The following is a 12,834-nucleotide window of genomic DNA, read 5'->3' on the forward strand; positions in this document are numbered from 1 at the left end:
GGCGATCGACTCGTCCGTATACCCATGCACCTTCTTGTCAGGGAAGACAACCTCGGACTGCGCGATGCCGTACGCACGAGCGATCGCGCGCGTCAGCCAGCGCAAGTCCGCAGGGATAAGCGTCCCGTCAACGTCCCAGATGACCAAGCCGGCGCTGCTGTGGTTCATAGAAGCATCGTCGCACGCGTACGGGCAGCTAACCCTGTCGAGCATCGCCGGGGTCGCGGCCGACCGAGACGGCCGGGCGCGGTCGCGGCAGCGGGTGTCGGTGGATTGTCATAGTCCGATGACATGCCTGTCCGACAACACCCGACGTCGGCGACTGTAAGTGAGCCTTCCCCGAAAGGCCGGGGCGGATCGTCCGCGCAGTCTTGGGAGATAGCTGTCCGGACGGGCACCTTTGCTGCCCTGCATGGTGATCATCGCGCTGGCCGCAGCTGTTGTCGATTTGCTGGGCCAGCCGTGGACATGCAGCGCGTCCGGTCGCGGGGGTGGCTGTTCGCTTCCGATCCCCTGCGACTGTTGGAAGGAATGTCTGCCATGTTCTTCGATGTCGTCGTCGTCGGCGCCGGCCCGGGTGGTCTGGCTTGTGCCCACGAGGTCGTGCGCCAGGCCCAGGACCTACGGGTGCTGTTGTTGGAGGCCGGGCGGGGGATGCGGAATCGGCCGTGCCCGGTCGACCGAGGGCTGCGTTGCACGGGGTGCGCCGGGATCTGCAATGTGATCAGTGGCTTTGGCGGCTGTGTGCACTACGGCGACGGGGTGAAGTTGAGCTTGCTGCCATCCGGCCGCCGCCTGATCGATCACTTCGGTGAGGACCGCGCCGACGAACTGTGCGAGCGCGCGTTCCAGTTCCTGACCGCTCCACTGCCAGAGCCACCCATTCTGAGTGGCACGAGGCTTGGCGCGCCAGTTATCAAGGCGTTTGCCGGGAACGGCCTGGCCATCCGGGAGTACCCGGTCGCGGTCTTGGGGGAGACGCAGGTCCGGGACATGCTCACGGCGCTGCACGGCTTCCGCCACGACGCTCTGGCCGTCTGGGAGAAGTCGGAACTTGTCACCGTCGCCCTGGAGGGGGACCGCCTGACGCTGGCGGTAGCGACCCACGGTGGCCTTGTCACCGTCGAGACGGCACGTCTGGTGCTGGCCACGGGCCGGCACGGGGTGACCAGCACTCACAACCTCCTGACGGCGTTCGGGGTCCAGACGATCGCGCCGGACATGTCGCTCGGCGTGCGTCTCGAAACAAGGGCCGAGGTGCTGGCCGCGATCGGCGTCGAGCACCCCGACCTGAAGATCACCCAGTTAGAGCGAGTGGACCGTAAGACGAAGACGTTCTGTTTCTGCGGCGGCCCGAACGGTGGTCGGATCAAGTTCACCAACTACCAGCGCTCCTTCGGGCGGGAGGTGATCACTCTCGACGGGCACGAAACCAGTGAACGCCGTCCCGGGGGGCGTTCACTGGCAGCCAACTTCGGGCTGTTGTGCCAGCTCGCCAGACCCGGCACCAGCACCGAAGTCCGGGGCGAGATCCTGTCCGATTACTGGCGGCTCAGCGGAGGCCGGCCGGTGGCGCAGAGTCTGCGCGCGTTCATGAACAAGGCTGCCGAGCCGCGTAGTTGGCCGGAGTTGGCTGCGGCAGTGACGTTCGAGCCGTCCGTCAAGGACTTGACTACGGCCCGGCTTGACAGCTTGTTCACCGGCGCCGAGCACGTCAGCCTTATCGAGAGCCTCCGCCGGGTCATGGGCTCGATCCTGGACCACGCCGACGCAGGCTTGTCCGTGGATGACCTTGTCGACGATGTTCTCGTGATCGGGCCTGAGGTCGAGTTCTTGTGGGACCGGGTCCCGGTCGACGAGGACTGCAAGGTGCGGGGCCTGCCGATCTACGTGGTCGGAGACGCCGCAGGGATCGCCCAGGGCATCGTGCAGGCTGCCATGATGGGCGTTGCCGCCGGCGACGCCATCGCGACCGGCATGCCGGCATGACCGCCGTCACGACTCGTCACCCGGTCGCGGACCGGTTCGGGCCGCTCTACCCGGCGTCGGCGATGACGTTGCCGGTCATTCCCAGCCTTCCCATGCCGAGATTCGCCGCGCCGCCACCGGACGTGCGCAACCTCAGCCCGCACTACCGCGACCATTACGGCGCCAACATCCTGCGCGAATATCCCGCCGGACGATCCGGGGACCGGCTCGCGTTCATCGACAAGGCATTCCCGCACAGCGTCTACGACATGATGCTGCTTGCCACAGTCGGCGACGACAGAGTAATCGCGTCGTCCGTCAGCGATGTCCCCGAGGCCATGCTGACGGCGCTACTCAAGTTCTGTAGGCAGTTCGTCGGCTACGTCGACGCCTCCTCGACTCGGCGCCGGTTCGACCTCGACGGGGCGCAGCTCATGATCGGCACGAACCACGACCCGTACACGGTCGACCGCGACAACGGGCAGTGGTGGGACAAGCGGATGCACTGGCACCTCAACTGCTGGCCCGCCGCCGCCTACCGCGACGCCTCGATCGTGCCGCTGGGCGAGGTAGACGACCTCAACCGACGACGGGCGCTGGTAGACCCCATCGCGCACCTGGCCGCCCAGCTCATGCGTGACGCATCCCGTACGCAGCCGCTGCCCGCCGGCTGCCATCTGGCGGGTGACGCAGATCTGTCCGCTGCTGGTGGCCCAGTCGGATTTAAGATCGCTCTTCCGGACTGGGACTTCCTCCTCGATACCGCCTGCGCGCGCCTTCTCGTCCAACTTCATGAGGTGGCCGCCGGCGCGTACGCGCAGCTGCGGGAGTGCTTCACCGGCAGCCCGGCGGCGTCGCTTCCGTGGACTCGGCCGGGACTGCTGCCGCCCGGCCAGGTCGCGGCGAACCTGAACAACCTCACCTGGCTATCCGAACCCGGCCGGCAAGGTCTCCTCAGGCTGAGGGCGTTACTCCGGGACATCACCGCCCACGAGATGGCCCTGTTGCGAACGAACATGGATCTCGCGAACCGGTGCCTGACCTTGGCAGGCTTGGACTACCACCTCGGATTCTGGTCCCCAGCGCGACTCGGCAGCTCGCGTGAATGTCCGCCGGTCTACCTCGTAATGCAGTTCAAGCTGCTCAGCGCCATCGGCAGCAGCCCGGCGATCGGCGGCAGCGTCGCATCGATCCTCGACCGCTTCCGCGGCCCGATCATGTCGGCACAGCAGACCCGCCTGCGTCGACAGTTCCAGGACGGCTTCCTCGCGGACCTGGAGCATGGCGCACCGGAGGCAGCAGCGTGAATCTCCACCCGCCCGACGTGACCGCAGCGCCCAGCATCACTCCGGAGGTCCTCGCCTTCTACGCCCACGGGGCCGAGCAGGGACGCCTGAACGACCCGCGCCGCCACATCGAGTACCTGCGCACCCGCGACATCCTGGCCCGCCACCTTCCCCCAGCCGGAACGGTTGCCGACGTCGGCGGAGGACCTGGCGCGTACGCGTTTCAGCTGGCCGGGGACGGCTACCGCGTCCACCTCGTGGACCCTGTCCCGCTGCACCTGGAGCAAGCCGCCACCACGTCCACCAGCGCCGAGTCGCCGCTGGCCTCGATCTCGCGCGGGGACGCGCGCCAGGTGCCGCTCGACTCCGCCAGCTGCGACGCCGTTCTTCTGCTCGGCCCGCTGTATCACCTCACCAACGCCGCTGACCGCGCCCGCGCCTGGGGCGAGGCGTACCGCGTACTCGTCCCAGGCGGCGTGGTCGCCGCCGCAGCGACGTCCCGCTACTACACCACCTGGGAGTACCTCGCCAAGAACCTCTACGACGACCCGGCGGTGGAGGCGATCCTGGCTCGGCATCTTCGCGACGGCCAACACCGCAACCCGACCGGTGATCGACGGCTGTTTACCACCGGCTACTTCCACAACCCGAATGACCTCGCGGCAGAAGCCACCACTGCGGGCCTACTCCCACACGCCCTGCTCGCGGTCGAAGGCGCCGCCAAACTGCTGCCCGACCTCGCCGACCGCCTCCGCGACCCACACCGCCGCGACCTCCTCCTGCGGGCGATCCGCCGGGTCGAGGCAGAACCCTCCCTCCTCGGCATGTCCGAACACGTCCTGCTCATTGCCCACAAGCCCACACCCGACAACACCGCTGCGAAGGAGACGAGATGACCACCACCGTTCGGCTCGCCGGCTGTGACCTCCCCACCGCGTACGGACACTTCCAACTGCACGCCTTCGGCCCCGAGACCGGCCCTGAGGAGGTCCTCGCCGCCGTCCACCGCCCTCAGCCCGCCGCCCAACAGCATCCGCTGGTACGCATTCACAGCGCCTGCGCCACGGGTGACCTGCTCGGATCCCTCAAATGTGACTGCGGCCCCCAGCTGGCCACATCGCTGCGCATGATCGGGGCATCCGACTACGGGATCCTGCTCTACATGCTGTGCCACGAAGGCCGCGGCATCGGGCTTGCTACCAAGATCCGCGCTTACACCTTCATGGACCAGGGCTATGACACCGTTGCCGCAAACGCCGCCGTTGGCGCACCCACCGATGCCCGCGACTACTGGCCCGCCGCAAGCGTCCTGGCCTGGCTCGGCGTCACTTCAGCCCGACTCGCCACCAACAATCCTCACAAGATCGACGCCCTCCGTACCGCAGGAATCACCGTCGACCGTGTCCCACTCTCCGGTTTCGTCACCCCCGATAACCGGGACTATCTCGGGCAGAAGGACGCCCTGCTCGGACATCTGAACAGCAGCGGAGCCGCTTCCGCTTCTTGACCCGAATGTCCAGTCCGACACGACCCGCCGCCCGCCTTCGGTCGGTATCATTCCGGCGGGCAGCAGGCGGGCCACGGCCTTCAGGCCGGCCGACCACCGCAGCAGAATGGTGGCGCGCCGAAGTCGCTGGTCAGCGGCACGGCTGACGTCTCAATCCGGATCACCACGCGTCGGTATCGTTCATGGCGAGAGGAAACGCTCAATGAAGGTCTGTGTTGTCGGCACCGGATACGTCGGTCTCACCACCAGCGTCAGCCTGGCCTTCCTGGGCCACGACACCACCTGCATCGACCTCGACAAGCAGAAGATCGACACCCTTCGCGGGGGCCACTGCCCGATCTACGAGCCACATCTGGAAGCGCTCCTCGAGCAGGCGTCCTCCCACCTGACCTTCACCACCGAATACGCCGTCGGCGTACCCGACGCCGACGTCGTGTTCATCGCCGTGCAGACCCCGCAACTCGACAACGGCAACCCCGACCTGCAGTACCTGCGATCCGCTGCCGAGAGCGTCGCCCAACACCTGCGTGGCGACTTCACCGTCGTGGTCAACAAGAGCACCGTCCCGATCGGCTCCGGCAACTGGGTCGACGCGATCCTGCGCGAAGCGTACGAACGCCACCACGGCCACCGCCCCGACGGTCGATTCGCCGTCGCCTCGAACCCCGAGTTCCTCCGCGAGGGCACCGCGCTCGCCGACACCCTCTACCCGGACCGCATCGTCATCGGCTCCGACAACCAGAAGAGCCTGGATCTCCTCAACCAGCTCTACCGACCCATTCTCAACCAGTCCTTCACCCCGCCCACCGTGCTGCCCCGCCCTGCCGGCATGAGCGCCGTGCCGCTGGTCTCCACCGACCTGGCCTCGGCCGAGCTGATCAAGTACGCGGCGAACGCCTTCCTCGCCCTCAAGATCAGCTACATCAACGAGATCGCCGCGATCGCCGGCAAGGTCGGCGCCGACGTCCGCGAAGTCGCCCGCGGCACCGGCCTCGACGCCCGCATCGGCCCCCGCTTCCTGAACCCCGGCATCGGCTGGGGCGGATCCTGCTTCGGCAAGGACACCGCAGCGCTCATCGCTACCGCCAGCGAGTACCACCTCGCCATGCCGATCGTCACCGCCGCCCGCGACGTCAACCACCGCCAGCGCACCAAGGTCGTCGACCGGCTGCTCGACGAACTCCACATCATCAAGGGCCGCAAGATCGGCATCCTCGGCCTCGCGTTCAAGCCGGACACCGACGACCTGCGTGACTCACCCGCTATCGACATCGCGAATCTGCTCCTCGAACGCGGTGCCCGGATCACCCTGCACGACCCCGTCGCCGCTGATCGCTTCCGCCGCGAACAGCCCACCCTGGCCGAGCACCTCGCCGACCGCGTCGAAGACGTGTTCGACGACGCCGACGCCATCGTGGTCGCCACCGAGTGGTCGCACTACCGCGACCTCGACTGGGCCAAGTTCGCCCCCACCATGCGCTCACCGCTCGTCCTCGACGGGCGACACTGCCTCGACGCCGACAGGCTCACCGAAATCGGCTACCGATACCTGACCATGACCGCGCCCGCCATCCCCCCGCGCTCCCAGACCTGATTGTCCTCGCCTATTGGCAAAGTTGACGGATTACGACTCTGCCGGCGGTCTGCCTGTCGCGGTCGGGCAACCGCCGGCCTCAGCATGAGCGGCGATGAGTAAACGTGACGGCCGCTGGGCCGTCATCCGCTTCATGTCAATGCGGTCATCGCCCGCGCGATGCGAGGGCCGACAAGCCGCTCAGCCACGGAGAGGGAATACCACATCGCACCTCCCACCTCCGACTCTTGGATACGCCCCACGTCCGCCTGCGTCGTCAAGAACGAGTAGCCAAAGTCGAGATGGAAGTGTTCCGGCTCGTCCTTCGCCGGCCGCGCCGGAACTCTGCCGTACTCGACGTAGACCGGCATCGGCGATGCTGGGACGAGTCCGCTGGGATCAACACCGGTTTCCTCTACCAGCTCACGCACCGCCGCGCTGATCAACGTGGAGTCGGTCGGCTCAAGGTGTCCTCCGGGCTGCAAGAGAATCCCGTAGGCCAGGTGATCGATAAGCAGCACTTCGGTGCCGCCGCGGACCAGGAGAGCACCGACAGTTACATGCATCGAGAAGTTTCGCCGGGAAGCGAAACCCTCTCCCTCAGTCAGCAGCTCTACCGGCTCGGACAGCGCCACGGCGTCGTCCGGATAGCACTCGAGGTAGGCCAAAAGCTCCCTTGAGATGTCCAAGTCACTGATCGCCACGAGCAGCCTGCGCTTCAGCGTGGCGGGGGCCTCGTCCGTTCAGGGGTGCTGTTGCCTGCGTCGACCATCGGTAGGTGCGGTGTTCCCGGTGCACGGCGATCAGTGACACCTCGCTGATCGTCGCTGTCACTGCCGCCAGGTCACGCAGCTCGGCCAGCCGAGCGCGGATGGGGGCGGTGGTTGCGGGCGCACCGCTGTAGGCGATCGTGACGTGGGGCCGGAACCCGTCAGCTGGTTCGGGGACGGTCGGCCACACGGCGGCGATCGCGGCCCGGATCGCGGCGCGAACCCGTTCGACGGAGCTCCAGGGTCGGACGAGCAGACCGATTCCTTCGGCGTCGGGGTCGACTGGGCCGAGGGACAGGTCCAGCGGCGGCAGGCCGGCGCACCGTTGCCGGGCTTCGGTGACGATCGCTTCCATGTCGCCGTCGGACACCTCGTCGGTGAAGCCGACGCCCTGCATAGTCAGGTGCAGGCCGTCGATCGGCACCAGGTCCAGTCCGGGGAACTGGAGCTGGTGTTGAAGGTCGGTGACGAGGCGGTGGAGGTCGGGCTGTTCCTGGAAGGTGAGGTGCCAGGTGTAAAAGTGGCGGCCAGCGCGCCAGCCGGGACGCCAGTACCAGTGCTCGGTGAGTGCGGCCAGGTCCCGGTAGGCGGTCCACCGCTGCCGCAAGCTGGCCAATTCCCGGCTGCTCATGTCGGCGATCGTAGGCCCGGTGGTGGCGGGCTGCCGGGATGCGTCAATTCGGTGAACAGGTCTGCGACATCCTGTAGTCGCGAGTGACGGCCGAAGGGGTGGGCGGCGGCGAGGAATTGACGAGCGCGTTGGTAGACCGATTCGAAGCGGTACTTGGCGGTGAGGCTGAGTGCTTCCAGCGCCAGCCCAGCGGCGTGGTCGAGGTCGCCCGCCCACGCGTGGGCCGTGGCCAGATCGAGGCGGCAGAGCGCCTGCGGACCGCGCAGCTGCGCCGCGTCGAACGCCGCGACAGCGGCGGTGAGCTGGTCAACGACGCCGGTGGAGTCGCCGAGAACCAGGTAGGCCGTCGCCGCGTTGGCGGCGGCCCGGGTCGGGCAGTACGGGCCGAGGGTGAGGCTGGTGCTGACCTGCCCGCCCGTTGCGTGCTCGGGTAGCAGGGCGAACGCACGGTCCACGGCTTGGTGGACACCCCGGCGGTCACCGAGGTGGGCGAGCGCTCGTGCCTGCCCGTTGATCGTGAGGCGAATGCGGTGCGGGCCGGTGCCAGCGTGGCGCAGGCCGTCTTCGGCGTAGGCGAGTGCGTCGCGGTGCTTGCCGGTGTAGTAGGCGACCAGGCTTTGGGTGGCGCGGGCCCAGGCCTGCATGTCGGGTTGCCCAGCAGCGTGGGCGAGGTCGAAGGCTTCGGCGGCATAGGCGTGGGCGACCGTCAAGGCGCGCAGGTCCAGGGCGAGGGCGGCGAGGAGCCCGGACAGGTGGGCGGCGGCGGTGTAGAGCCGGGCGCGTTGCGGTGGGTGCTGCCGGGCGGCCATCAGCTGGTCGACGCTGACCCGCAGCGGACGCAACCGGGCCACGAGCGTGGCCGGCGGGAGCCGCTCGTTGTCACCGATCGCCTGCTGCACTTCGCGCTCCAGGTGCGCCAGCCGTGCGTCGTCATCGGCCGTCACGGTCAGCGCGGACCGGCGGGCGGTGATGCGCCGCTCGTGCTCCCACCACACGGCTGCCGCGTCGACAGCAGGGCCGGGGTCAGCGGGTGGGGGCGCCGGACGGTGGCGGTGTTGGTGGTCCAGATCGGCGATGCGGTCGAATTCCGCGGTCAGCACGCCACCAGTGCGCAGCACCGTGTCGCAGCGGGACCAGAAGGATCGTTCGGGATGCTGGCGGCCGGTTTCGGTGTTCGCCACCGAACTGCGTCCGTACTGCACGAGCCGGGCCAAACCATACTGGGTGTGGCCGGCGTCCTTACGCAGGCGGGCCAGATGGCGGCCGAGCGCACGGCGAGCTGCGGTGATCTCGTCGAGGTCGACCATCGCTCCACCCCCGGTCGCCGTAGTCACGATGAGCCGACACCGTAGCTGCTCCCGGTGACACTTCCTGGCCCCTGCGAACTCCCCGCTGCGGCTACCGCCGGGTCATGAAAACCCAGGTCACGGTGCTGGCATTAACGAGGCAGGGCTGCGACGCGGACATGGTCGGGATGGTGTCGGAGTTGTGTCGGCATCTGCCGACAATGTCGGCGCACGGCGCTGCGGGCGTGTCGACCGGCCAGCGTCCTACGGTCCCTGCATGCCCTCCGAACGCCGCGACATCACCGCTGGTCTGCCCCGCAAGCGGATGGCCGCCGGGCTGCTGATCACCGACCCAGACGACCGGGTTCTGCTGGTCGAGCCGGCCTACAAGGCCGGCTGGGAGATTCCCGGCGGTTGTGTCGAGGCTGACGAGTCGCCCTACCAGGCCGCGATCCGGGAGTGCCGGGAGGAACTCGGCCTTGACCTGGCACCCGGTCGGTTACTCGTCATGGACTGGGTGCCGGCCCGCGCCGGGCGCACCGAGGGCATCATGGCCGTCTACGACGGCGGCACCCTCGAACCCCGCGTGCACGAACGGATCGTGGTGCCGCCCGGCGAGTTGAAGGGCTGGGCCTTCTGCGACCCGCCAAAGGCCGCCCAGCGGCTACCGCCGTTGCTGACCCGCCGGATCACCGAGGCGCTCAACGCCCGTGCGGACGGGTGCAGCTACTACCTCGAAGACGGCGTCCGAGTCACCTGACCAGAGATCCGCCGCTCGGAAGCCAGCCGGGATCGCCGACGGGACACCGCCGCTGCCGCCGTCTGCATCGAGACACCACCACCGCCCACCGTGCTCACCTTCGGGAGGTACCGCCATGCCGAAAACCGACCACCCCGACCGCACGCCCGCCCGTCCCGCACCACCCCAGCGGGACTCGGTGCTGCCGGAGCTGCGGGAAGTGTGGTGGGAGACCGGTGTCCGGGCGCGAGCGCAAGCCGGCCTGTTCGCCGTCTTCTCCGAACTGCCCCGCCTGGTCTGGGCCGCGCTGGCGGTGAGTTGGCGCGCCGACCGGACACGGACACTGGTAGTAGCAGCGACGACGGTGATCGCGGGAGTGATGTCCGCGTTCGGGCTCCTCGCCGCACAGCGGGTACTGGTGGAGCTGTTCGCCGGTGGACCGACCGCCGACAAGGTAACCGCCGCGCTGCCCGCCCTGGCCGCGCTCGCGGCGGCCACCGCGCTGCGCTCCGGCATGGCCACCGGCATGGGGTACGCGCAGAACGGCCTCACCCCGAAGGTCGACCGGGAGGTCGAACGGGGCCTGTTCGAGGTGACCACCGCCGTACGGCTGGAGGCGTTCGACGCCGACGCGTTCGCCGACGACATGGAACGCGCATCCCGCGGCGCGAACTCCACCACCGCCCTGGTCCAGGCGTCGATGAACCTGCTCGCCGGCCTGGCCGGCGTCCTCGCCGTCGCCGTCGCCGTGGTGGTGGTCCACCCGCTGCTGCTGCTCGCCCTGCTGGTGGCCACCGTGCCGAACGGGTGGGCGGCACTGCGCGCCGGGCACCTGCGCTACCAGACCTACGCCGCCGGGTCGGTCCGCCGCCGCCGGCTGTGGCTGCTGCACCGGCTGATGGCCGAACGCGACTCCGCCCCCGAACTGCGCTCCTACGGGCTCCGAGACTTCCTGCTCGACCAGTACGACCGGGTCATGGACGTCGAGACCCGGATCCAACTCGCCCTGGCCCGCCGGGTCACCACGACCACCACCGTCGGCGCGATGATCGGCGGGATCGCCACCGCCGTGGTCTACGTCCTGCTCGGCCTGCTGCTCGTCGACGGTCAGATCCCCCTCGCCGCCGCCGCGACCTGCGTGATCGCCGTCCAATCCGCGCAACGCTCGCTGGCCGTAGTCACGTTCCAGGTCGACCGCGTCTACACCGAGGGGCAGCACTTCCGCGACTACACCGGCTTCATGACCCGCGCCGCCGACTACCTGCCGCCGCCCACCGACCGGGCCGCCGGTGTGCCGGCAACCGAGCGGCTGCGGGAGATCGCCGTCGACGCGGTGAGCCTGCGCTACCCCGACCGCGACAACCCGGCCGTCGACCACGTCACCCTGACCGTCTCCGCCGGGCAGACCGTGGCGTTCGTCGGGGAGAACGGCTCCGGCAAGTCCACCCTCGCCACCATGATCGCCACCCTCCGCACCCCCACCAGCGGCACCATCCGCTACAACGGACGGCCCGGCGACGACTGGGGCCCCGACGCGCTGCGTGCCCGGATCGGCGTCGTCACGCAGGAGTACCACAAGTGGCCCTTCACCGCCGCCACCAACATCGCCATCGGCGACATCACCACCACGACCGAGCAGGACCGGATCGAGGCCGCCGCCACCCGGGCGGTCGCCCACGACATGATCACCGACCTGCCGCACGGGTACGAGACACTGCTCGACCGGACCTTCGCCGGCGGCCAGGACCTCTCCGGCGGCCAGTGGCAACGCATCACCGCCGCCCGTGGGTTCCTGAGAGACGCCGACGTGCTCATCATGGAGGAGCCGTCCTCCGCCCTCGACCCCCGCGCCGAGGACGCCCTGTTCCAGGCCATCCGCGACCGGCAGGGACGCGGCATCACCATCTTGATCACCCACCGGCTCGCCAATGTCCGCCACGCCGACCGCATCTACGTCCTGCACCACGGCCGTCTTATCGAGGCCGGCACCCACGACCAGCTCATGACCCCCGACGGGCGGTACGCCGAACTGTTCAACCTCCAAGCGGCCGGCTATGGAAGCGGGGTCGACTGCCTGGACGAGGTCGCCGATGCCCATGCGGAGGGTCGGGTTCCGCACCAGCACCAGCCTGTCTCGTCATGAGGAGCGTCGCGATGGACGACCTGACTCACACCGGCAGCCCCGAGACGATCCTCGTCTGCATCCGCGGCAACTCCGGTTCCGGGAAGAGCACCATCGCCCGCGTGTTGCGGCGCCGGCACGGCCGCGGCTGCGCCCTCGTCGAGCAAGACCATCTACGCCGGATCCTGCTCAGAGAACGCGACAAGCCAGGTGGCCTGGCACCCGCGCTCATCGCGCAGAACGTCCGTTTCTGCCTCGACCACGGCTACCACGTGATCCTGGAAGGGATCATGCACGCCGCCCGGTACCGCACCATGCTCACGGAACTGCGCGAAGCCCATCGCGGGCGGACGTTGTTCGTCTATCTCGACGTGTCGCTACCCGAGACACTGCGGCGACACGAAACGCGCCCGGAGGCGACGGAGTTCACCCCCGACATCATGCGCAACTGGTACGCCCCGCGCGACCTTCTCGGCTGGCCGGGCGAACTCGTCTTGCCCGAGAGCACCTCAATGGAAGAAGCGATCGGCCTCATCACCACTGCCGCCGGCCTACCGTTGACTGGTCGCGACAACGACCTACTACCAGCCGTCCCGTGACCACGCCTCACGTGACAACCCCGGACCGGGCGGGCGTCCCGAGGGGCGCGGCGGGCATCCTGTGCGCGGCGCTCGTCGCCGGTGCCGCGCCCGCCGGGGTGGGCATCGAGCGGGTCGTACACCGCTCGGACAAGGCCCTCGTCGCCATCGAGCGCCAGGACGGCCAGCCAGTAGCAGCGAAACGTCCCATGAATAATCCTTACTGGGTGGGCCGGCGCCAGCTCCGCATCCGCACCCGCCTAACGGCCGCCGGCCTGCCCAGGTCTCGACTCGCGCAGTTGCGCCAGACGCTGCGGCAGGCACGTCGTGACCCTCGGGCACTGACGCGGTGACCAGAAGCAGGACGACCGCTA

The 12,834-nt window shown here is 68.7% G+C and carries 12 protein-coding genes; 9 read left to right on the forward strand and 3 right to left on the reverse strand.

From position 1 onward, the window contains the following. Window positions 1–540: 540 nt before the first annotated feature. The 5 genes from T398_RS14555 to T398_RS14575 all read left to right on the forward strand — a co-directional run bounded on the left by T398_RS14555 (window position 541) and on the right by T398_RS14575 (window position 6,355). Complete coding sequence (locus tag T398_RS14555) at window positions 541–1,989, forward strand: FAD-dependent oxidoreductase (protein WP_496447423.1); 1,449 nt, start codon at window positions 541–543, stop codon at window positions 1,987–1,989. Continuing rightward, window positions 1,986–3,275: a hypothetical protein gene (locus T398_RS14560; protein WP_496447425.1), complete on the forward strand. Its 1,290-nt coding sequence runs from the start codon at window positions 1,986–1,988 to the stop codon at window positions 3,273–3,275. The genes T398_RS14555 and T398_RS14560 overlap by 4 nt, the downstream gene beginning before the upstream one ends. Next, window positions 3,272–4,150, forward strand: coding sequence for a class I SAM-dependent methyltransferase (locus T398_RS14565; protein WP_496447427.1), 879 nt, complete (start codon window positions 3,272–3,274; stop codon window positions 4,148–4,150). Before T398_RS14560 ends, T398_RS14565 begins: the two co-directional genes overlap by 4 nt. Beyond that, entirely contained in the window at window positions 4,147–4,761 is a 615-nt protein-coding gene (locus T398_RS14570) for a GTP cyclohydrolase II (protein ID WP_496447429.1), read from the forward strand. Before T398_RS14565 ends, T398_RS14570 begins: the two co-directional genes overlap by 4 nt. Before the next feature lie 202 nt (window positions 4,762–4,963). Further along, window positions 4,964–6,355 (forward strand): UDP-glucose dehydrogenase family protein, encoded by a 1,392-nt coding sequence (locus tag T398_RS14575; RefSeq protein WP_278125685.1) that lies wholly within the window; start codon window positions 4,964–4,966, stop codon window positions 6,353–6,355. A gap of 131 nt (window positions 6,356–6,486) precedes the next feature. On the opposite strand, the gene T398_RS14580 is transcribed toward T398_RS14575, so the two are convergent. The 3 genes from T398_RS14580 to T398_RS14590 are packed head-to-tail and all read right to left on the reverse strand — an operon-like array spanning window position 6,487 to window position 9,042. Further along, the gene (locus T398_RS14580) at window positions 6,487–7,038 is read right to left on the reverse strand and encodes an NUDIX hydrolase (RefSeq protein WP_496447431.1); all 552 of its coding nucleotides are present in this window, start codon (window positions 7,036–7,038) and stop codon (window positions 6,487–6,489) included. Next, window positions 7,025–7,735, reverse strand: coding sequence for a 2'-5' RNA ligase family protein (locus tag T398_RS14585; protein WP_496447433.1), 711 nt, complete (start codon window positions 7,733–7,735; stop codon window positions 7,025–7,027). The genes T398_RS14580 and T398_RS14585 overlap by 14 nt, the downstream gene beginning before the upstream one ends. Further along, the gene (locus tag T398_RS14590; protein ID WP_496447501.1) at window positions 7,732–9,042 is read right to left on the reverse strand and encodes a helix-turn-helix domain-containing protein; all 1,311 of its coding nucleotides are present in this window, start codon (window positions 9,040–9,042) and stop codon (window positions 7,732–7,734) included. The genes T398_RS14585 and T398_RS14590 overlap by 4 nt, the downstream gene beginning before the upstream one ends. Before the next feature lie 256 nt (window positions 9,043–9,298). Here T398_RS14590 and T398_RS14595 point away from each other — a divergent pair, with 256 nt between their 5' ends. From T398_RS14595 to T398_RS14610, 4 genes are all read left to right on the forward strand, one after another. Continuing rightward, complete coding sequence (locus T398_RS14595) at window positions 9,299–9,781, forward strand: NUDIX domain-containing protein (RefSeq protein WP_496447435.1); 483 nt, start codon at window positions 9,299–9,301, stop codon at window positions 9,779–9,781. 115 nt (window positions 9,782–9,896) lie between these two features. Next, on the forward strand, window positions 9,897–11,903 hold the full coding sequence (locus tag T398_RS14600) for an ABC transporter ATP-binding protein (protein WP_496447436.1): 2,007 nt from the start codon (window positions 9,897–9,899) through the stop codon (window positions 11,901–11,903). An 11-nt stretch (window positions 11,904–11,914) separates the two neighbouring features. Continuing rightward, window positions 11,915–12,481 carry a kinase gene (locus T398_RS14605; RefSeq protein ID WP_496447438.1) on the forward strand — a complete coding sequence of 189 codons (567 nt, stop codon included), beginning with the start codon at window positions 11,915–11,917 and terminating at the stop codon, window positions 12,479–12,481. Beyond that, entirely contained in the window at window positions 12,478–12,813 is a 336-nt protein-coding gene (locus T398_RS14610) for a hypothetical protein (RefSeq protein WP_496447440.1), read from the forward strand. The genes T398_RS14605 and T398_RS14610 overlap by 4 nt, the downstream gene beginning before the upstream one ends. The last annotated feature ends 21 nt before the right edge of the window (window positions 12,814–12,834 follow it).

The sequence above is a fragment of the Salinispora goodfellowii genome (assembly GCF_059570675.1).